Origin of the sequence: Pseudomonas sp. WS 5051, assembly GCF_012985715.1 — a bacterium.
In the GTDB taxonomy this organism is placed as follows: domain Bacteria; phylum Pseudomonadota; class Gammaproteobacteria; order Pseudomonadales; family Pseudomonadaceae; genus Aquipseudomonas; species Aquipseudomonas bubulae.
Window position 1 is genome coordinate 40,317 of record NZ_JAAQWV010000008.1, and the last position, 21,710, is coordinate 62,026.

16 protein-coding genes are annotated in these 21,710 nt (G+C 59.4%); 10 read left to right on the plus strand and 6 right to left on the minus strand.

What is annotated here, in order from left to right:
* Positions 1-60 precede the first annotated feature (60 nt).
* The 3 genes from HBN79_RS14700 to HBN79_RS14710 all read right to left on the minus strand — a co-directional run bounded on the left by HBN79_RS14700 (position 61) and on the right by HBN79_RS14710 (position 6,174).
* Positions 61-3,735: a translocation/assembly module TamB domain-containing protein gene (locus HBN79_RS14700; RefSeq protein WP_169916845.1), complete on the minus strand. Its 3,675-nt coding sequence runs from the start codon at positions 3,733-3,735 to the stop codon at positions 61-63.
* Entirely contained in the window at positions 3,732-5,459 is a 1,728-nt protein-coding gene (locus HBN79_RS14705; protein WP_095001668.1) for an autotransporter assembly complex family protein, read from the minus strand. The genes HBN79_RS14700 and HBN79_RS14705 overlap by 4 nt, the downstream gene beginning before the upstream one ends.
* A 64-nt stretch (positions 5,460-5,523) precedes the next feature.
* Positions 5,524-6,174 (minus strand): GNAT family N-acetyltransferase, encoded by a 651-nt coding sequence (locus tag HBN79_RS14710; RefSeq protein WP_095001669.1) that lies wholly within the window; start codon positions 6,172-6,174, stop codon positions 5,524-5,526.
* A 182-nt stretch (positions 6,175-6,356) separates the two neighbouring features.
* Between HBN79_RS14710 and xthA the strand changes: the two genes are divergently transcribed.
* Positions 6,357-7,169 carry an exodeoxyribonuclease III gene (xthA, locus tag HBN79_RS14715; protein WP_095001670.1) on the plus strand — a complete coding sequence of 271 codons (813 nt, stop codon included), beginning with the start codon at positions 6,357-6,359 and terminating at the stop codon, positions 7,167-7,169.
* Positions 7,170-7,303: 134 nt separating this feature from the next.
* Complete coding sequence (locus tag HBN79_RS14720) at positions 7,304-8,599, plus strand: phosphate ABC transporter substrate-binding/OmpA family protein (RefSeq protein ID WP_240043176.1); 1,296 nt, start codon at positions 7,304-7,306, stop codon at positions 8,597-8,599.
* A 27-nt stretch (positions 8,600-8,626) separates the two neighbouring features.
* Here HBN79_RS14720 and HBN79_RS14725 read toward each other — a convergent pair whose 3' ends face one another.
* The gene (locus HBN79_RS14725; protein WP_095019302.1) at positions 8,627-9,832 is read right to left on the minus strand and encodes an acyl-CoA dehydrogenase; all 1,206 of its coding nucleotides are present in this window, start codon (positions 9,830-9,832) and stop codon (positions 8,627-8,629) included.
* Between the two features lie 155 nt (positions 9,833-9,987).
* On the opposite strand from HBN79_RS14725, the gene HBN79_RS14730 reads away from it, so the two are divergent.
* From HBN79_RS14730 to HBN79_RS14740, 3 genes are all read left to right on the plus strand, one after another.
* Positions 9,988-10,941, plus strand: a complete 954-nt coding sequence (locus HBN79_RS14730; RefSeq protein ID WP_095001673.1) for a LysR family transcriptional regulator — start codon at positions 9,988-9,990, stop codon at positions 10,939-10,941.
* A 26-nt stretch (positions 10,942-10,967) separates the two neighbouring features.
* A complete protein-coding gene (locus HBN79_RS14735; protein ID WP_095001674.1) occupies positions 10,968-11,378 on the plus strand; it encodes a MerR family DNA-binding transcriptional regulator in 411 nt (136 codons plus the stop codon).
* Between the two features lie 108 nt (positions 11,379-11,486).
* Entirely contained in the window at positions 11,487-12,383 is an 897-nt protein-coding gene (locus HBN79_RS14740; protein ID WP_095001675.1) for a hydroxymethylglutaryl-CoA lyase, read from the plus strand.
* A 672-nt stretch (positions 12,384-13,055) separates the two neighbouring features.
* Here the strand turns inward: HBN79_RS14740 and HBN79_RS14745 are convergent.
* Positions 13,056-14,738: an AMP-binding protein gene (locus HBN79_RS14745; RefSeq protein WP_153327882.1), complete on the minus strand. Its 1,683-nt coding sequence runs from the start codon at positions 14,736-14,738 to the stop codon at positions 13,056-13,058.
* A gap of 204 nt (positions 14,739-14,942) precedes the next feature.
* On the opposite strand from HBN79_RS14745, the gene HBN79_RS14750 reads away from it, so the two are divergent.
* From HBN79_RS14750 to HBN79_RS14765, 4 genes are read left to right on the plus strand one after another with little or no spacing between them, the layout of a single operon-like run.
* Positions 14,943-16,106, plus strand: coding sequence for an isovaleryl-CoA dehydrogenase (locus tag HBN79_RS14750; RefSeq protein ID WP_095022892.1), 1,164 nt, complete (start codon positions 14,943-14,945; stop codon positions 16,104-16,106).
* 11 nt (positions 16,107-16,117) lie between these two features.
* The gene (locus tag HBN79_RS14755) at positions 16,118-17,725 is read left to right on the plus strand and encodes a carboxyl transferase domain-containing protein (RefSeq protein ID WP_095001678.1); all 1,608 of its coding nucleotides are present in this window, start codon (positions 16,118-16,120) and stop codon (positions 17,723-17,725) included.
* Positions 17,726-17,752: 27 nt separating this feature from the next.
* Complete coding sequence (locus tag HBN79_RS14760) at positions 17,753-18,571, plus strand: gamma-carboxygeranoyl-CoA hydratase (RefSeq protein WP_095025486.1); 819 nt, start codon at positions 17,753-17,755, stop codon at positions 18,569-18,571.
* On the plus strand, positions 18,568-20,508 hold the full coding sequence (locus HBN79_RS14765) for an acetyl/propionyl/methylcrotonyl-CoA carboxylase subunit alpha (RefSeq protein ID WP_169916846.1): 1,941 nt from the start codon (positions 18,568-18,570) through the stop codon (positions 20,506-20,508). Before HBN79_RS14760 ends, HBN79_RS14765 begins: the two co-directional genes overlap by 4 nt.
* A 60-nt stretch (positions 20,509-20,568) precedes the next feature.
* Here the strand turns inward: HBN79_RS14765 and HBN79_RS14770 are convergent, their stop codons facing one another.
* Positions 20,569-21,228, minus strand: a complete 660-nt coding sequence (locus HBN79_RS14770) for a S24 family peptidase (protein ID WP_095001681.1) — start codon at positions 21,226-21,228, stop codon at positions 20,569-20,571.
* Between the two features lie 129 nt (positions 21,229-21,357).
* Here HBN79_RS14770 and HBN79_RS14775 point away from each other — a divergent pair, with 129 nt between their 5' ends.
* Positions 21,358-21,705, plus strand: a complete 348-nt coding sequence (locus HBN79_RS14775) for a DUF3077 domain-containing protein (protein ID WP_095001682.1) — start codon at positions 21,358-21,360, stop codon at positions 21,703-21,705.
* Positions 21,706-21,710: the final 5 nt, after the last annotated feature.

Genomic DNA, 21,710 nt, shown 5'->3' on the forward strand with positions numbered 1-21,710 from the left:
CCGCGTCGCCTGTTTCGCGAGCAGGCTCGCTCCCACACCATCAGGTCATATCACAGCACGTCAGAAATCCCGTTTGTAGAAGATATCCAGCGAGCTGGCAAAACCGCTGGCTACTTCGACATACACACGCTTGCTCAGTTTGTAACGCAGGGCAATGGTACTGGCAGGTTCAAACACACCCACACCATAGCGTACGCTCAGCCGCTCGTTGATCTTGCCACTGGCCACCACTGCCGTGCTGTTGCCGGTACCTTCGGTATCAAGCTCAAAATCCTTGATCCCCAGGTGGTTGGCCAGGCTGGTGGTAATCCCCGAACTGCCCATCAGGCCCAGGCCCAGCGCCGCCTGCGCCAGCAGGTTTTCATCTTCCCCGGTACCCGTTAGCGGACGCCCAAGGATCAGGTAAGACAACGCCTGTTCCTGGCTCATGGCCGGTTCCGAGAAGATTTGCGTAGTGGGCTGTTCCGCACTGCCTGTCAGGCGAATCCCGGCAATCACGTCGTCGGTCTGGCGGACCGCTTCGATATCCAGATAAGGCTGGTCAATCGGCCCGGCGAACAGCAAACGCGCACGGCGTATGGTCAGCTTCTGGCCATAGGCACGGTAGCGACCGTTATTGAGGCGCAGCTCGCCACGGGTGTCCATGTCGTTGCCAATATGCACCTGCCCCGCCAGATCGGCGTTCAGGCCAAAGCCGGAGAATGTCAGCAACTCCTGCCCCACCACCACGGTGATATCCATGTCGACCTGCATCGGCGCGGCTTCACCCGTCGTCTGCTGGCCCACAATCACCGTGTCATCTGACACCTTGACCGTCGAGGGTGGCAATTCCCGTACCACGATTTCACCCTTGGGCACGTTCACCGTACCGGCGATCAACAGGGTGTTGTCGGGGTTGAGGGAGATTTTCAGGTCCGGGGCGACTTCCAGCTTGGCATAAGGCTCGACCGTCACCGGCAGGTTGTTGCCCTTGACCAGCACATTGACCGCCACTGCCTGACCCCAGGCCACATTGCCGCTGACGCTGCCCTGGCCCTTGTCGCCGCTGGTCCAGCCGCCATTGATCTGCGCCGTTTCGCCGTTGATGGCCAGCGAAAGCTGCACATTCTCGAAGTTGGTCGGCAGCTCCGGCCCCGAGATTTCACCGCCGGTCAGGGCCACATTGCCGTTGACATGGGGCGACAGCAAAGCACCCGATATCGTGCCAGAGCCGTTGAGCTGGCCGGTGAGTTTTTCCACCATCGGCGCAAACGGACGAATCATCGACACATCCAGCCCGGTGAGACGGAATTCACCGGTAACAGGTTTGCTTTTGGGCAGCGGATTGATCCGCGCTGCCAGCATCAACTGCCCCAGCTTGCCACCATCGAAATCAAGCCGCGATTCAACCCGGTTAGGGGTCAGGTTGCTGGTCAGCTTGAACGCCTGGTATGGGAAGTCCAGCCACTGGCCCTTGTCTTTGAAGCGCAACGTGCCACCACTGGCATCCACCACCACCTGGCCTTTAGGCCCGCTGGCAGGCAAGTCCAGCATCAAGTCGGCATTGAGCTGGCCCTGCCACTGGAAGTCCTTGGGCAACCACTCAGCCAGGCTGTCGAGGGGGAACTGCTTGAGGTGCAGACGCAGTTTCGGGTCCGGCACCAGGCGCTGCTCTTCGCTGCACAAGCTCGCCGGGCCGGAGAGCCAGCACTGCGCGCCCAGATTGAGCCGGCCATCGGCCAGGCGCTCCAGCCGTGCCGGGTTTTGCAGCACCCAGGCCTGGCCGCCGGCCTTGACGTCGCCACTGGCCAGTCGCCCGCGCCAGTTGCCTTTGTCCAGGCCGCCATCCACGGCCAGGCCCAGTTGCACCGACGGTCCTTGCAAATCCAGCTTGAGCTGCTGACGCTTGATATCGCCACTGCCGTTGGCGGTGAGCACGCCCAGTTGGGTGTCACCGGCGCGGATGCCGCTGCCCTTGAGGTCGATGCGGCCACGCTGGTTGCGATCGAGGCTGGCATCCAGGGTCAGGTTTTGCAGATGATTGTCGGCAAACGCAAGTTGCTGCCCATTGAGCGCCACTTTGCCTTGCGGTGCCTTGAGGGTTCCGCCTACATCGACACGGCCCTTGAGCTGACCGCGCAGTTCGGGCCACAGCTGGCCCAGACGCGGCATATTGAGATCAAGCTGGGCCTTGATTTGCTGCTGCAAACTGGCGCTACCATTGATGCGATTATCGCCCAGGCGAATATCCAGCGCACTGACGGTCCAGGCCTCACCGGCGCCCTGGGCCTTGGCTTGCAGCACCGCAGGCAGGCCGCGCAAACGGCCCTTGAGGTCGAGATTGGCATCCAGCTCCAGACGCTCGTTTTTAAATGAACCCTTGCTGCGCAACGGGCCTGCCAGCGTGCCAGGCAACTCGGCCACCCAATACGCAGGGTTGAGCGCACTCAGGTCCAGCGCCGTGTCCCACACCACGCCATCGGCAAACTGCACATTGACGTGGCCCTCGGCTTTGCCCTGCCCGGCCACCAGTTTGAGCTGCGGCAGGAAGACCTTGCCCAGATCGCCACTGAACGGGCTGCTGAGGCTGAACTTGCCCGCCGGGCCATCAAGGTCCGCCTTGAAGTTGCCCAGATAATTACCGTCGCGATAGGACACTTCACCCACAAACGTGCGCAAATCCACATCAGGCTTGTCGATCAGCGGATACAGGTTGTGCCAGGGAAACTCCAGCCAGTCGATTTTGGCCTCGGCGCTCAAGCCTTCATGCCAGTCCACTTGCCCCGACAGTTTCAGGCGCTGCTGCGGGTTGGCGGTCAGGTCCAGCGCAGCGATCTGCGCACCCTTGGCATCCACGCGGCCTTTGAGCTGCAGGTTCACTGGCTGTTTTTCGGCAGGCAACAGGGCGCTGCCATTCAATTCATAGCCGTCCTTGAGGTCGCCCTTGGCCGTCAGCAACAACTGATTGAGCACCAGGGTGTCCGGCAGATCGGGGCTGGCCTTGAACGGTTCGGCGGTGATTTTCAATTGCGCCGGCAAGTTGTCGGCCAAAGGCTGCAGCTCGCCCGTCAGGTGCGCATTGATATAACCGGTGGTGTCGGCCTTGAGGTTCAAGCTAGTACGCAGATTGCCATCAACCTTGAGCGCGATCGCCAGGGGTTTGCCATCCGGAGCTGGCAGGCTGACGTTACCTTGCAAGGTCAACGGCCAGTCGCCATTGGGTTGCAGCAGGCCGGACAGTTCAACGTTGAGGTCTTCGCGCTCGACCTGCACCGAGTCGAGCTGCAAGCCCTTGGCCGTCCACTGCGCCGACATCTGCATGCCCTTGAGCTGCTCGATGCCGTTGAACAGTACATTGCCGACCTTGACCACACCCACTTCAATCGCCAGCGGCAATTTCAGCTCCGGCAGGCTGATCGGCCCGCTGCTGCTGTCTTCACTGGGCGGAAATTGCAGGCTGATGGCGTCAGCCTGCAATTGATCGATACATAGCGTCATGCGGGTCAGACAGCCCGGCGACCAGGCAAAGATCGGCCGGCTTACCTCCACCCGGCTGGTGCCTTGCTCCCACAAGAGATGATCGGCACCCCACTGGCCGCCCAGGCGCCCGGCAAAATTCTCCACCTGCAAACCCGGTACCTGCCCCAGCACCCAGCGGCTGCCTGCTTGCGTACCCAGAATCACGCCCACACTGACAACGGCCAGCAGCACCAACGCCACCAGCACCAGCCCGGCTATTTTCAAACCACGAATCACAGTTCTGGCCCCATCGAAAAGTGCAAACGGACACCGCCATCGTCATCCAGCGCATGGGCCAGATCCAGACGTATGGGGCCTACCGGCGAGATCCAGCGAATACCAACGCCGACCCCGGTTTTCAGGCTCGGAAAGTCCAGTGTGTTGAACGCATTGCCCTGGTCGACAAAGGTCGCCCAGCGCCACTTTTCGGCGAACTGATATTGATATTCCAGGCTACCCGCGAGCATGTAGCGCCCGCCAATACGATCACCTTCGGAGTTTTTCGGCGACAGACTCTGGTAATCATAACCACGCACGCTCTGGTCGCCACCGGCGAAGAAGCGCAGTGACGGTGGAATCGATTTGTAGCCGTTGGTGGCACTGCCACCAAACTGGATCCGGCCCAAAAAGCGGTGTTTTTCCCACAGGGTGGTCAACGCCTTGAACTGCACATCGCCATGCAGCAGGTTGGTATCGGACATCAACCCTTGCTTGGCCACCTGCATATCCGTGGTCACACTGTAGCCGTGACTGGGGTCGATGCGGTTGTCGCTGCGCAATACCGAATAGCTGACGCCCGGCATCAGCAAGGTACTCAGGCCCGAGTCATCGCCCAGGCGGTACTCTTCATGCTGCCATTTGAGCGAGATGACGCGCGTCCAGCCGTTATCCAGTTTGCTGTGCCACTCCGGGCCGACCGTGAGCAGCTTGCTCAAGGTGTCGGTGTTGGCGATTTCTTCGTTTTGATAACCCGCAGCAAGACGCAGTTTATCGGTCAGCGGTGGATCCAGCGGGATGTCATACCAGGCACCGACGTTTTGCTTGGGCTGGGATATTTCGGATTCAAAGCCGTAGCTGTCACCGCGCGGGTTGCCCCAGTGGCGCATCCAGCTGGCCTTGCCACGGGCTCCGGTATCGGTCGAGTAACCCAGGCCCAGGGTCATGGTGCGCGGCTTGCGGGTTTCCAGGTCGACGTCGACCGGGATCACCTGCCCCACCGCAGTACTGGGTGCGGCATCGACGCGCACCACTTCAAAGTAGCCACTGCTTTGCAGGTTCTGGTTAAGTTCGGCAACCAGTTCCGAGTCGTACGGGGTATCCGGGGTAAACGGCACCATGCGTTGCAGCAAGGTCTGGTCAAAGGGTGCATCGCCGGCAAAACTGACTTTACCGAGAAAAAAACGCGGGCCGCTTTCGTAGACCAGATTGATATCGGCAAAACCGCCCTTGGGGTCGACCAGCAGTTCGTGCTGAGTGAATTTACCATTGAAAAAACCGTAACGCAGGGCACGGTTCTGGATCAGGCGCTTGGCGTCTTCGTAGTTGCCCTGATTGAGCACCGCGCCGGGTTTGAGATCATCGCTGGCCGGTATCTGAAAGGCCTTCAGCGAAGCGGCCGGGCCTTCGACGCGCACGTTGACGTTGCGCAGATGCACCGGCTCGCCGGGATCGATGCTCAACACCAGACGCGGCGGATCGCCGGGCTTGACCTCGGCGTCGATGGAGGGCTGGTAGTAACCCAAGGCCTGGGAGGCTTTCAGGGCCTGCTCCTGCGCGCCACGTTGAAAACGCAAAAGCGCTTTCTCGTCACGATCGCCGAGGCTGCCAATATAGCCTTCCACGTTGGCCTTGAGGGCGTCGTTTGCCGGTTTGACCTTGACCACCAACTCGCTTTGGGCACACGCCGCAAAACTGCTGAGCAGCAGGACAACACCACTGGTAAATCTTCCTGGGAACGTCATAGGCGCGGATGCTATCACGGGCTGGGGTGCTCATAGAGCGCGTCAACGGGCAAAAAGTTCGTGTTCAAACCGTTGCGGTATGTGACACCTGCGGATTGGCATGGAAGAACACATGTTCTATCACCGGCCCCACCGCAACTTCCCCGATCTCCACATAGCCCTGGCGCTTGTAGAATTCAAGGTAATGCGGGTTTCCGGTGTCGAGCACCACACCTTCGGAGTGCTCGTCCTCGGCGCACCAGTTATGCACTGCTTCAAGCAACTGCTCACCGTAATGCAAACCCTGGAATTCGGGATGAATACCCAGCAACGGCAGCATATGCACGGCATCTCCCGGCACGCAGGCCTGCACTGCCTGGTGATAGTCCAGATACCGCCGCGTGCAGTTCAGCCCGGCACTGAGCACCATGCGCAACTGCCAGGCCCAGCTTTCGGTAATCCCCAGGCGCCGCTGCGGCGGGGCAATCAGGGCAATGCCCACCAGGCGGTCATTGACCAGCAACCCCAGCGCCGGCAAGTCCTGAAAAAAATGTTGCCTGACCAGCTCCCGCACTGTCGCGCGAACCCGTTGTTCGTAACCGCTGCGCTCGGCGTTGAACAGAAAGCGGAATGTCGGCTCATGGCGATAGGCCTGATACAGCAAGGAGCGCGCTTCTCTTGAATAGCCACTGTCAAGCAACTGGATCTGACTGGTGGCGTTCGGCGTTTGCGTCATGCGATCAACTCCCCGGCGCGGCCTGGATAGCGGCGCTTCTAATGCGTACGAACCCCCGAGGGCCACAACAGTTCCATCATGGCCAAGTGCATCCTACGTTAGCAGTGCATTTGCCCCACTGCACGCTGGCAGCCAGAGCGTCAGTCCGCTAGCATCGCAGTTTTGTTCAGGACTGCCCGCCCATGAAAATCGTTTCATTCAACATCAACGGCCTGCGCGCTCGGCCACATCAGCTGGCAGCGCTGATCGAGAAACACCAGCCTGACGTGATCGGCCTGCAGGAAACCAAGGTCCATGACGATCAGTTCCCCATCGCCGACATCGAAGCGCTGGGGTATCACGTGCACTTCCATGGTCAAAAAGGCCATTACGGGGTCGCCCTGCTCTCGCGCCAGGCACCTCTGGAGCTGCACAAGGGTTTTGCCGGTGATGAAGATGACGCCCAGCGGCGTTTTATCTGGGGCACTTTCGCTGACGAAAACGGCCAGCCGGTGACCATCATGAATGGTTACTTCCCACAGGGCGAAAACCGCGATCACCCCACCAAATTCCCGGCCAAGCAGCGTTTCTACAGCGACCTGCAGCAGCTGCTTGAAAGCCAGTTCAGCAATGAACAACCACTGGTGGTAATGGGCGATATCAATATCTCGCCGCAGGACTGCGATATCGGTATCGGCCCGGACAACGCCAAGCGCTGGCTGAAGACCGGCAAGTGCAGCTTTTTGCCGGAAGAACGCGAGTGGCTGGAACGTCTCAAGGGCTGGGGCCTGGTGGACAGCTTTCGCTACCTGCACCCGGACGTGGCCGACCGTTTCAGCTGGTTCGATTACCGCAGCCGTGGTTTTGAGGATGAGCCCAAGCGTGGCCTGCGCATTGACGTGATCCTTGCTTCCCAGGGGCTGGTGCCACGAATCAAGGCAGCGGGTGTGGACTACGACCTGCGTGGCATGGAAAAACCATCGGATCATGCGCCGATCTGGCTGGAATTGAGCTAAGAACAATCCCTTAGCAGCAGCCTCGTTCCTTCGGCAGCTGCTACAGAGGGGCCTGTCATCGGCTTGAAACCTTTCTGACTTAAATTGCAGGCCTTTCTATGGCTCCAGGAAGGTGCCTGCCGATGCTGCGTCTTATGTCCTTGACCCTGTTATGCGCGCTGACCGGCCTGGTCTGCGCTGCCGACCTGCGCATCCAGGGCTCCAACACCATCGGCGCCAACCTTGGCCCTGCACTGGTCAGCGCCATGCTCGCCGAGCAAGGCCTGCATGACATCCACAGTGTCCCGGTCATCCCGCCCAACGAGCACACTGTTGTCGGCACCACGGCGCAGGGCCGGCAGATCCGGGTGGATGTCGCCGCCCATGGCTCGGGTACCGGCTTTACTGCCCTGGCCGCCGGGCATGCGGATCTGGTGGCGTCCTCGCGCCCCATCAAGGACCGCGAACTGGTAGACCTTGAGCGCCTGGGAGACCTGAAAAGCCCGAGCGCCGAACAAGTGATTGCCATCGATGGCCTGGCGATCATTCTCCACCCGCGCAACCCGCTCAATCAGCTTGATACCGAGCAACTGGCACAGGTTTTCAGTGGCCAGATCAGCCGCTGGGAACAGCTGGGCGGGGTCGGTGGTGCCATTCATTTATATGCCCGCGATGGCCAGTCCGGCACCTGGGAGACCTTTAAAGAGCTGGTCTTGAACCGCAACGGGCAGTCCTTGAGCAGTACGGCACAGCGTTTCGAATCCAGCGAAGAGCTATCCGATGCCGTCAGCCGTGACCCACAAGCCATCGGCTTTATCGGCCTGCCGTATATCCGTGAGGCCAAGGCCCTGGCTATCGTTGATGGCGCATCGCAGCCCATGCTGCCGCTCACCAGCCTGATTGCCAGCGAAGACTACCCCTTGTCGCGGCGTCTGTTCTTTTACCTGCCTCCCTCGACGATAAATCCCTGGGCAAAAGCACTGGTTGCCTTCACCCAAAGCCCGCAAGGTCAGGCCATTGTCGGGCAAAACGGCTTTGTCGCCCAAAGCGTACAAGCTGGCAGCGTGCTACCGGGCGCGCACATGCCCCAGGCGTATCAGGCGCTGACGCGGGAGGCACAGCGCCTGTCAGTCAACTTCCGTTTTGAAGAAGGCAGCGCCTCACTGGATAACAAGGCGCGTCAGGACTTGCTGCGTGTGGCCGACTACCTTAGCGCCCATGGCAAACTCGACAAACAGATCACACTGGTGGGTTTTGGCGATGCCAAGGATGACCCGCAGCGTGCACAATTGCTGTCAACGTTGCGGGCGATGGCCGTACGCCGCGAGCTGGTGAAAAGCGGCGTGGTGCCCAGGGAGATTCGGGGCTATGGCGCACAAATGCCGGTGGCAGCCAATATCGAAGATGAAGGGCGCCAGAAGAATCGTCGGGTTGAGGTGTGGGTTTATTGAGTGTGCAAGGTCAAATGCCCCCTCTCCCTAGAGTGCATATTTATCCAGCTCAAACTTGCCCACTGCCGCCCGGTGTACTTCGTCCGGGCCATCCGCCAGGCGCAGCGTGCGCTGCATGGCGTACATATAAGCCAGCGGAAAATCCGCCGAAACCCCTGCCCCGCCATGCATCTGAATGGCCCGGTCAATCACCTTCAAGGCAACGTTGGGCGCGACAACCTTGATCTGGGCGATTTCACTTCTGGCCACCTTGTTGCCTACCGTGTCCATCATATACGCAGCCTTGAGGGTCAACAGGCGCGCCATGTCGATCTCCATGCGCGAGTCGGCGATCTTGTCGATATTGGCCCCCAGACGTGCCAGCGGCTTGCCGAACGCGGTACGTGCCAGCGAACGCTTGCACATTAAAGCCAGTGCCCGCTCGGCCATGCCAATCGAGCGCATGCAGTGGTGAATCCGGCCCGGCCCAAGACGCCCCTGGGCAATTTCAAAGCCCCGGCCTTCACCCAACAAAACGTTTTCATACGGCACTCGTACGTTGTCGAACAGCACTTCGGCATGACCATGAGGAGCATCGTCGTAGCCGAATACCGGCAGTGGCCGTACGATTTTCACCCCTGGGGTGTCTACCGGCACCAGGATCATTGAGTGCTGCTGATGCCGCGGATTTTCAGGGTTGCTCAAGCCCATGAAAATCATGATCTTGCAGCGAGGGTCACAAGCTCCCGACGTCCACCATTTGCGGCCATTGATCAGCCACTCGTCACCGTCACGCACGGCGCATGCCGTCATATTAGTAGCATCCGACGAGGCGACGTCCGGTTCGGTCATGGCAAACGCCGAGCGAATGTCACCCCGCAACAGCGGCTCCAACCACTGCTTTTTTTGTGCCTCGCTGGCGTAGCGCACCAGTACTTCCATATTGCCGGTATCCGGTGCCGAGCAGTTGAAGGGCTCGGAACCCAGCATCGAGCGCCCCATGATTTCTGCCAGCGGCGCGTATTCAAGGTTGGTCAGCCCGGCGCCCAGTTCGGACTCTGGCAAAAACAGATTCCACAGCCCTTCAGCCCTGGCCTTGAGTTTCAACTCTTCCATGATCGCTGTGGGCTGCCAGCGATCACCTTCAGCCACCTGCTGATCAAAAATCGCCTCCGCCGGGTAAACATGGGCGTCCATAAACGCTGTCACACGCTCACGCAGGGCCTGAACTTTCGGAGAGTAAGCGAAATCCATAAGTGACTACCTTCTACCGGGCTGCTGAAAAGTGATACCCGATGCTAGATTAGCCACCCTTTATTTGCGCCATCTATTAACGACGTGTATTACCATTCATAAGCAATATATGATCGGGGCGCGTTTTCCTTTCCAATAACAAGAGCCAGCGCGTCATGAACCTGAACAAGGTCGATCTCAATCTGTTTATCGTCTTCGACGCCATCTATACCGAAGCCAACCTGACCCGCGCCGGGCAGATTATCGGCATCACCCAGCCAGCCGTGTCCAATGCCCTGGCGCGATTGCGCGAGAGCTTCAATGACCCGCTGTTCGTGCGCACCGCCCAGGGCATGGTGCCCACCCCCATGGCACAGAACATCATCAGCCCGGTGCGCAGTGCCCTGGCGCTGTTGCGTGTTTCGGTGCAGGAAAGCCGCACCTTCAACCCCCTGCAAGCCAACAAGACCTACCGCATCAGCATGACAGACCTGTCAGAAGCGGTGATTTTGCCGCCGCTATTCCAGCGGCTACGGCGTCAGGCGCCTTCGGTGGTGGTCGAGAGTTTTCTCTCTCATCGGCGTGAGACCACCAGTGATCTGGCTGCCGGGCGTCTGGATTTTGCGATAGATGCCCCCCTCAATACCGACCCGCAGGTACGCCATGTCAAATTGATGGAAGACCGTTACGTCTGCGCCATGCGCCAGGGCCACCCATCAGCCGGCAAGGCAACCCTGAGCCTGGATGAATACCTGGCGCTGACCCACATTCATATCTCGACCCGACGCAACGGCCTCGGCGAGGTCGACCTGGCCCTGGGCAAGATGGGCCTGCAGCGCAAGATCACCCTGCGCTCGCAGCATTACCTGATGGCCTCCAATGTGCTGCAGCAAACCGACATGGCAATGACCGTGCCCGAGCGTTTTGCCCGCCGCCATGGCCTGCACTTTGTAGCCTTGCCCCTCAATGAACTGCCCAATGTGGAAACCCATTTGTACTGGCACGAAAGTACCGAGCAAGACCCGGCCAATCGCTGGATGCGCGAGCAACTGATAGAGCTGTGCCAGCAACAACAGAAATTCGAAGCCGCAAGCCTGCTTGACGTATACGTCAACCAACCTTTAGTTTAGCAACACGATTTCTCCAGAGCCCGCCCATGAGCAGCCAGACGTACAGTATTTCCGACCTTGCCCGTGAACTTGACATCACCACCCGTGCCATTCGCTTTTATGAAGAGCAAGGCCTGCTCGCCCCTGAACGACGCGGTCAGGAGCGGGTGTATTCGGCGCGGGACAAAGTCAGCCTGAAACTGATTCTGCGCGGCAAGCGCATCGGCTTTTCGCTGGCCGAATGCCGCGAACTGATCGAGCTTTATGACCCCACCAGCGGCAACCAGAAACAGCTCAACAGCATGCTGGCCAAAATCGCCGAACGCCGCGAGCAGCTTGAGCAGCAGTTGCTGGATATCCAGCAGATGCAGCTGGAACTCGATACCGCTGAAGAGCGGTGTCTCCAGGCGCTGGAACAGACCATAAAAAAACAGACGACTAACAGTCCCTCGCTCTGACTGACCGCCTGCGAACTCCAGCACACCCCCATCTGCCCCCTCTCCCTCCGGGAGAGGGCTGGGGTGAGGGTTGGGCAAGACCCCATTTCAACGGACACGGTGATCCCCATGACACTTCCAACCCATGTGCGGCTGATCGAAGTAGGCCCGCGCGACGGTCTGCAAAACGAGGCCCAACCCATCAGTGTCGCGGACAAGGTGCAACTGGTTGACGCCCTGACCGACGCCGGATTGGGCTATATCGAAGCCGGCAGCTTTGTCTCCCCCAAGTGGGTGCCGCAAATGGCCGGTTCGGCTGAAGTCTTCGCACAAATCCGCCGCAAGCCGGGCGTAGTCTACGGTGCGCTGGCACCGAACCTGCGTGGTTTTGAAGATGCCGTGGCCGCCGGGGTAAAGGAAGTCGCTGTATTTGCCGCCGCATCCGAAGCGTTCTCGCAACGCAATATCAATTGCTCGATCAGCGAAAGCCTGGCGCGCTTTGTGCCCATTATTGAAGCGGCTAGGCAGCACGGCATCAGCGTACGCGGCTATGTGTCCTGTGTGCTGGGCTGCCCTTATGAAGGCCAGGTCAGTGCGCAGCAGGTGGCACAGGTAGCGCAGGAGCTGTACGCCATGGGCTGTTACGAGGTGTCACTGGGCGACACCATCGGCACCGGTACACCGACGTCCACACGCACCCTGTTTGAGACGGTAGCGGCTTGCGTCCCGCGGGAAAAACTCGCCGGGCATTTCCACGATACCTACGGTCAGGCGCTGGTAAATATCTACGCCAGCCTGCAGGAAGGCATCGCGGTATTCGACAGCTCCATCGCCGGCCTCGGCGGTTGCCCCTATGCCAAGGGTGCCAGCGGTAACGTGGCCACGGAAGACGTGCTGTACATGCTCAACGGCATGGGCATCGAAACCGGGGTCGACATGGACAAGCTGTTACTGGCCGGCGCGCACATCTGCAAGGTGCTGGGTCGTGTTACCGGATCACGGGTGGCAAAGGCCCGCCAGGGCTAAAAAGTGTTCCGGGGTGTTACCTCGCCGCCACACAAACGAGTAACACGGAAACAAACCGGCCATGCCCAAGGCCGGTTTTTTATTGCCTTTATTTTCAAGTAGTTGATTTATAAGGGTTTTTAAAAGTTGGCACGGCTCCTGCTATCTCTATGGCATAACAAGAATAAAAACCGCAGCAACATAATAAAAACAATACGAAACGACTCTGACATAACAAAAACAACACGGCAGAGACGCAGCTAACAGATTTTTTTGGAGAAGGTTTACTTTTCCGAGGCGCCTAAAAACCACCTCGCAACCGGGCAGAGAAGAATAAAACTACCTTCAGGTAGCACCCGCACAGGTTGGATCACGGGTTTGATAGCCGGTGATAAAAGTGGATCAGCGCTCAAAAAAATACGTTTGCTCTTGACCCCGGATGGGGGTCGCACAAAAACGCAGCAAAAGGGCGAGTTCCAAAAACAACAATAGACCGCCCTTCAATAATAAAAAAAGAGCACGCAACGACATATTAAAGGGGAGCCTCGGCTCCCCTTTGTGCTGTCTGTGGTTTGATAATTTGCTTAACTGCATACCCCCGTGGGAGCGAGCCTGCTCGCGATTCAGGCGCCGCGGTCTGTCTGGCAAATCGCGGTGATGCCATCGCGAGCAAGCCCGTTCCCACGGGTTTGGTCATTTCTGTTGGCACTCCTGAATACTGATCTCGCGCATTTTGAATTTCTGGATCTTGCCGGTCACGGTCATCGGGAATGCATCGACAAACTTGAAAAAACGCGGTGCTTTAAAGTGCGCAATCCGCGACTTGCACCAGGTTTGCAGCTCAAGTTCATTGGCCGTATGCCCGGGATGAAACTTGATCCAGGCAACGATCTCTTCGCCATATTTGGCGTCAGGGATACCCACAACCTGCACGTCAGCCACTGCCGGGTGGGTAAAAAAGAACTCCTCCAGCTCCCGCGGGTAAATATTTTCTCCACCGCGAATAATCATGTCCTTGTTGCGCCCCACAATGCGTACATAGCCCTGCTCATCCATCTGCGCCAGGTCACCGGTATGCATCCAGCCGTCACCGTCGATGGCATCAGCGGTGGCCTGCGGGTTGTTCCAGTAACCGAGCATCACGCTGTAGCCACGGGTACACAACTCGCCAATCTCACCCCGGGCAACGGTGTTGCCCGCAGCATCGATCAACTTGCTCTCAAGTTGTGGCTGGGTACGCCCCACCGTGGTAACCCGCAATTCCAGTTCATCCGCAGGCCCCGTCTGTATCGATACCGGGCTGGTTTCGGTCATGCCATAGGCGATTTGTACTTCGCCCATATGCATTTCACTAATGACGCGGCGCATGACCTCGATCGGGCATGTGGCCCCGGCCATAATCCCCGTGCGCAGGCTCGACAGATCAAACGAGGCACGCTGCGGGTGGTCGAGCATGGCGATAAACATGGTCGGCACACCGTACAGCCCGGTGGCGCGCTCTTGCGCAACCGCTTGCAGCGTAAGGCCCGGGTCAAAGGCCTCCGCAGGGTAGATCATGGTAGTGCCATGGGTCACGCAACCCAGATTACCCATCACCATGCCAAAGCAGTGATAAAGCGGCACGGGGATTACCAGACGGTCGCTGGCCGTCAGCCCCAGGCTTTCGCCTACCATATAGCCATTATTGAGAATGTTCTGATGGCTGAGGGTCGCACCCTTGGGGAAGCCCGTAGTGCCCGAGGTGTACTGGATATTGACCGGCTGGTCGACGTGCAGGCTGGCTTCGCGGCAGCGTAACTGCTCCGGTTCGACCTCGTCAGCCAACATGGCAAGGTGCGACCACGGCAAAAAACCTGCCGGCGGCTCAGCCGCGAGGCTGATGACCCCACGCAAATCGGCAAAGCGCACACAATCCAGCGCCCCGACCGATTGCTCCGCCAGCTCAGGGATCAACTCCTGGAGCATGGAGTGATAGTTGGACGTCTTGAACGCGCCCGCACACACCAACCATTGACACGCCGATTGCTTGAGTACGTATTCGAGTTCCGAGAGCCGGTATGCCGGGTTGATATTGACCAGAATCACGCCAATCTTGGCGCTGGCAAACTGGCTGATAAACCACTCGGCGCCATTAGGCGCCCACACCCCCAGCCGGTCCCCTGCCTGCAAACCCAAAGCCAGCAGTGCCCTGGCATGCAGGTCGACCTCCTCGGCCAATTGTGCCCATGTATAACGTTGCTGCTGATGGCGTACCACCAACGCCTCCCCCTGCGGGTAACGCGCAGCAGTCTGATCAAAAGCCTGGCCTATCGTCATCGCCAGCAGCGGCTTGTCCAGCGCACCCTGGCTGTAACTGGGGACGGATTGCAACTTCATGGCAACTCCTCTTGTGATTGTTTTGGGAGCATGAGCAAGGCGCGTACTGCACCGGCTCATTTGAAGAACAACAAATACTCTGGCCTAAGTTGACGTTAACGTAAAGGTCGTTGACAGTTAAAGGCGCCAAGTTTACGTTAACGTAAAGGTTATCAATGGCGACGCAGTAACCGCCTCCACAAGAACAATGAATATAGGTGCCCCATGAGCTACCCCACCCTGAACTTCGCCCTGGGCGAAACCATCGATATGCTGCGCGATCAGGTCCAGGCATTCGTCGCTGCCGAACTGGCGCCACGGGCGGCGCAAATCGACAAGGACAACCTGTTCCCGGCCGACATGTGGCGCAAGTTCGGTGACATGGGGTTGCTCGGCATCACCGTCTCAGAAGAGTACGGCGGCACCGGCCTGAGCTATCTGGCCCATGTGGTGGCCATGGAAGAAATCAGCCGCGGCTCGGCATCGGTGGCCCTGTCCTACGGCGCCCACTCCAATCTGTGCGTCAACCAGATCAACCGCAACGGCACCCACGAACAGAAACTCAAATACCTGCCCAAGCTGATCAGCGGCGAACACGTCGGTGCCCTGGCCATGAGCGAACCGAACGCCGGTTCCGATGTGGTTTCGATGAAACTGCGCGCCGACAGACGCGGCGACCACTTTGTCCTCAACGGCAGCAAAACCTGGATCACCAATGGCCCGGACGCCAGCACCTATGTGATCTATGCCAAGACCGACCTGGAGAAAGGCCCGCACGGAATCAGCGCATTTATCGTTGAGCGTGACTGGAAAGGCTTCAGCCGCAGTAGCCATTTCGACAAGCTTGGCATGCGCGGTTCCAACACCAGCGAGCTGTTTTTCGACGACGTCGAAGTGCCTCAAGAGAACCTGCTGGGCACCCTCAACGCCGGCGTAAAGGTCCTGATGAGCGGCCTGGACTACGAGCGTGTGGTGCTCTCGGGCGGCCCCACCGGGATCATGCAGGCGTGCATGGACCTGATCGTGCCGTACATTCACGACCGCAAGCAATTCGGCCAGAGCATCGGCGAATTTCAGTTGATCCAGGGCAAGGTGGCTGACATGTACACCCAGCTCAATGCCAGCCGTGCCTATCTGTATGCCGTGGCTGCCGCGTGCGAACGTGGCGAAACAACGCGCAAGGATGCAGCCGGCGTGATTTTGTACAGCGCCGAACGCGCCACGCAAATGGCCCTCGATGCCATTCAGATTCTCGGCGGCAACGGCTACATCAATGAATTCCCTGCCGGGCGCCTCCTGCGCGACGCCAAACTGTATGAAATCGGCGCTGGTACCAGCGAAATCCGACGCATGCTGATTGGTCGCGAACTCTTCAACGAAACCCGCTAAGGAGCGCAGGCATGTCCATCTTGCAGACGACAATCAACCCGCGTTCGGCCGAGTTCGGGCTTAACCGCGACGCCATGCTCAAACAGGTCGACGCCTTGCATGCCCTGCTAGCGCAGGTGCAACAAGGCGGTGGCGCCAAGGCGCAGGAGCGGCATACCTCACGAGGCAAGTTGCTACCTCGCGAACGGATTGACCGCCTTTTGGACAGCGGTTCGCCCTTCCTTGAATTGAGTCAGTTAGCGGCTTACAACGTGTACGGCGAAGACGTTCCGGCAGCCGGGATCATTGCCGGCATTGGTCGGGTCGAGGGCGTGGAGTGCATGATTGTCGCCAACGACGCGACGGTCAAAGGCGGTTCGTACTACCCACTGACGGTCAAAAAACACCTGCGGGCGCAAACCATCGCCGAGCAGAACCGCTTGCCGTGCATTTATCTGGTGGACTCGGGGGGTGCCAACTTGCCGCGCCAGGACGAGGTGTTCCCGGATCGCGAGCACTTTGGACGGATCTTCTTCAACCAGGCCAACATGAGCGCAGCGGGCATCCCGCAAATTGCCGTGGTCATGGGCTCCTGTACCGCAGGCGGTGCCTATGTACCCGCCATGGCCGACGAAGCCATTATGGTGCGTCAACAGGCAACGATTTTTCTCGCTGGCCCGCCGCTGGTAAAGGCCGCCACGGGCGAAGTGGTCAGCGCCGAAGACCTCGGCGGGGCCGATGTGCACTGCAAGATTTCCGGGGTGGCCGACCACTATGCCGACAGCGACGAACACGCCCTGGCGCTGGCCCGGCGCAGCGTTGCCAACCTCAACTGGCGCAAGCTGGGCCAGTTGCAGCAGCGCACACCACAGGTACCGCTGTACGACCGTGATGAGCTGTACGGCATAGTCCCGGCTGATGCCAAGCAGCCTTTTGATGTACGCGAAGTGATTGCGCGGCTGGTGGATGGCTCGGTATTCGATGAGTTCAAGGCCCTGTTCGGTACCACGCTGGTGTGCGGCTTTGCCCATTTGCAGGGTTACCCGGTGGCGATTCTGGCCAACAACGGGATCCTGTTTGCCGAGGCCGCGCAAAAGGGCGCGCACTTTATCGAGCTGGCCTGTCAGCGCGGCATCCCCCTGGTGTTTTTGCAAAATATCACCGGCTTTATGGTCGGGCAGAAATACGAAGCCGGTGGGATTGCCAAGCACGGTGCCAAATTGGTCACCGCCGTTGCGTGCGCCAGGGTGCCCAAATTCACCGTGATCATTGGCGGCAGCTTTGGCGCCGGCAACTACGGAATGTGCGGCCGCGCCTACGATCCACGCTTCTTGTGGATGTGGCCAAATGCCCGAATCGGCGTGATGGGTGCGGAGCAAGCCGCGGGTGTGCTGGTGCAGGTCAAGCGCGAACAGGCCGAGCGCAATGGCGTCGGGTTTACAGCCCGGGAAGAGGCCGAGATCAAGCAGCCGATCCTCGACCAGTACGAGCATCAAGGCCACCCCTACTACTCCAGCGCGCGCTTGTGGGATGACGGCGTGATCGATCCGGCGCAAACCCGAGAGGTTTTGGCCCTTGGCCTGTCGGCGGCCTTGAACGCCCCTGTCGAAGCCACCCGTTTCGGTGTGTTCCGGATGTAACCCCACAGCCTTTCAGGACTGACAAACATGATGGATTTCAACACCCTCGAACTGCACACCGATCCCCGGGGCTTTGCCACCCTGTGGTTGAGCCGCGAGCAGAAGAACAATGCATTCAATGCCGAGATGATTCGTGAGCTGATTCTGGCGCTGGAGGCCGTACAAGCCGACCCTGCCCTGCGTTTTCTGGTGCTGCGCGGGCGCGGCAAGCATTTCAGCGCCGGTGCCGATCTGGCCTGGATGCAGCAATCGGCCGAACTGGACTACCACACCAACCTTGACGACGCCCGCCACCTGGCCGAGCTGATGTACAACCTGGCCAAGCTGAAAATGCCCACCCTGGCCGTGGTCCAGGGCGCGGCCTATGGTGGTGCGCTGGGCCTGATCAGTGCCTGCGACATGGCTATCGGCACCGAAGACGCGCAGTTCTGTCTGTCGGAAGTGCGTATCGGCCTGGCACCTGCGGTGATCAGCCCCTTTGTGGTGCAGGCCATCGGTGAGCGCGCTGCCCGCCGCTACGCCTTGACGGCTGAACGCTTCAGCGGCGAACGTGCCCGGGAACTGGGGTTGCTATCGGAGTGCTACCCGCTCGCCGAGCTTGAACAGCACATCGACCTCTGGATTGACAACCTGCTGCTCAACAGCCCCCAGGCCATGCGCTCATGCAAGGACCTGTTGCGGGAAGTCAGCCACGGAGCACCGACCCTGGCTATTCGCCGTTACTGCGAAAACGCCATAGCTCGCATCCGCGTCAGCCCCGAAGGCCAGGAGGGCTTGCGCGCCTTTCTGCAAAAACGTGCCCCCAGCTGGCAAGCCGATCCATCGACCCTGGAGCCGCGTTCATGAGCGCCCCTATTCTGACATCCGTACTGGTTGCCAACCGTGGCGAAATCGCCTGTCGGGTAATGCGCACAGCCAGGGCCCTGGGCCTCACCACAGTAGCCGTCCACAGCGCGACCGATCGCGATGCGCGGCATTGCCGCGAAGCCGATATCTGCGTAGACCTGGGGGGCAGCAAAGCGGCCGACAGCTACCTGAAAATCGACAAGATCATTGCAGCCGCCAAGGCCAGTGGGGCCCAGGCCATTCATCCCGGTTATGGCTTTTTGTCGGAGAACGCAGGCTTTGCCCGTGCCATTGAAGCTGCCGGGCTGATATTTCTCGGCCCGCCCGCCAGTGCCATTGATGCCATGGGCAGCAAGTCCGCCGCCAAGACCTTGATGGAAGTGGCGGGCGTACCGCTGGTGCCGGGTTACCACGGCGACGCCCAGGATCTGGAAACCTTTCGCCTCGCCGCAGAACGCATCGGCTATCCGGTGCTGCTCAAAGCCACGGCAGGAGGCGGCGGCAAGGGCATGAAGGTGGTCGAGGACGTCGCCCAGCTGGCAGAGGCGCTGGCCTCGGCACAGCGCGAAGCCCTGTCGTCCTTTGGCGATGCGCGCATGCTGGTGGAAAAGTACGTACTCAAGCCACGACACGTGGAAATCCAGATTTTTGCCGACCAGCACGGCAACTGCCTGTACCTCAATGAGCGCGACTGCTCGATTCAGCGCCGCCACCAGAAAGTCGTAGAGGAAGCGCCAGCACCGGGCCTGAGTGTCGAACAGCGTCAGGCAATGGGCGAGTCCGCCGTGCGTGCGGCCCAGGCCATCGGTTATGTGGGCGCGGGCACTGTAGAGTTCCTGCTGGATGCGCGAGGCGAATTCTTCTTTATGGAGATGAATACGCGCCTGCAGGTTGAGCACCCGGTCACTGAAGCCATCACCGGCCTCGACCTGGTGGCCTGGCAAATCCGCGTGGCACGAGGTGAAACCCTGCCCATCAGCCAGGCTCAGGTCCCGTTGAACGGCCATGCCATAGAAGTGCGACTGTATGCAGAAGACCCGGGCCATGATTTCCTTCCGCAAACCGGCCGTCTTGAGGTGTATCGCGAGTCGGCCGCTGGCCCGGGCCGTCGCGTGGACAGCGGTGTCAGCGAGGGCGACGAAGTTTCACCGTTCTACGACCCGATGCTGGGCAAGCTGATTGCTTGGGGTGAAGACCGCGAACAGGCACGTTTGCGCCTGATGGCCATGCTCGATGAATTCGCTATTGGCGGGCTGAAAACCAACCTGAATTTCTTGCGCCGCATTATCGGCCACCCTGCCTTCGCCGCAGCCGAACTCGATACCGGATTTATCCCACGCTACGAAGAAGAATTACTGCCTGCTGCCGAACCTTTGCCTACGGCATTCTGGTCTGCCGCTGCCCAGGCATTCAGCCAAAGCCAACCGCTACGGGTGCGCAACGATGACCCGGCATCGCCCTGGTCGGCAGCCAATGGCTTTCGTAGCGGCCTGCCGGCAAACACATTGCTGGTTCTGGCCTGCAAGGGTGAACAGCAGGTTATCCACCTCAGTGGCAACACCACCACTTTGCGCGATGAACACTTGCTCATCGAGCAGGACGGTGTACGCCGTCAGCACCTGGCCATCCGTCGGGGCGATGCGCTGTACCTGCGCTGGGACGGTGAACTGCACTGCGTGCGTCTGCACGATCCGATCAGCGCCGTGGACGCCAGTCACACGGCCCAGGGCGGCCTGACTGCACCGATGAACGGCAGCATCGTACGTGTGCTGGTCGAGGTCGGGCAAACCGTCGAGGCCGGTGCTCAGCTGGTGGTACTGGAAGCCATGAAAATGGAACACAGCCTGCGAGCCCCCCATGCAGGCGTGATCAAGGCGCTGTTTTTCCAGGAAGGTGAAATGGTCAGTGAGGGCTCGGCACTGGTCGAGCTGGAATGAGAAAAGGCGGGTACCGTGACCGGTATCCGCCTTTTCACTTGCAGTATGGACACACCGCTTCTAAAACTTGGCAGTGGCCTGTACCACCACGCCGATAATCCGGCAGTTTTCATCAAACAGGGTTTTCGGGTAGGTCGGATTGAGTGGCTTGAGGTAACGTTGCCCGCTTTCTTCGATCAACTGCCGGAAAGTCGTGGCATCGGATTCCGGCGTAAGAGCGATGACCATTTTGCCTGGCGTGGCCTCGATGTCCGGATCAACCAGAATCATCATCCCCTGCGCAATGCTGACCCCCACCGGGGCAGTCATTGCGTCTCCCGTGACCAGCAGCCAGAACGCAGCGCCCTTGGCGTAGTGATCACTCACTTCAAACAGCGTACCGGGCGGTGCATAACCGGGCAGCAGCTTTTCGCTGACGTGACCCGCCGCTACCCAGTCGCGCACCGGGTAGCGGAATGCCGATGTGATCTCGTAGGTGTATTCGTCAACCCCGGGCTTGTCGCCCGCCTCGTTGCGCTCACGAATCACCAGGGCGACCTCAAGGTGCTCCAGCCCAAGGGCGTGAAGTACGTTGTTCATCGTCGGCAAGTCGGGTTGACGGCGTTTATTGAGCCAATGGCCGACTCCGCCCTGGGAAGCCCCGACGCGTTCGGCTAGTTTTTCTTGCGTGAGTTTCAGCTCGCGCAATTTGGTTCTGACTAAAGCGATCCATTTATCCATCTGCCGAACAATACGGATTGAATTCGACGCAACAATACACGAATTGTATTATTTACTTATGAGACAAAAATACTTAATGTACTAATCTGCTTTAGCTGACTCGATCAACTCCTGAGACGCAGGTAAATCATGACTCCAATAACAAAAATCCCTTTCGAAACCGAGTCCGATGCCGGGCTTGAATCCATCAAGGACAGCATCGCGACCCAGCGTGCCCTCGACTATTATTTGAAACCTCCTGTTTCTCAACACGCTACGGGTAAGAAAATTTTCCAGGTCAGCGATGACGTGAGCCAGGAAGAAGCTCTGGTGCTGGCCTCGGATTACTTGCGCTGCGCAATTGCCAATGCGCAAAGCGCCAGCGAGCATCAGCAGGGCTCTCAACGGGATCTGCTGCTGAGCCTGCTGCTGCTTATGGAGCCATCCCGGCAATTGCTGGACAAGGCTATCGACATGCAACAACTGACTGCCCGCTGAAGTGA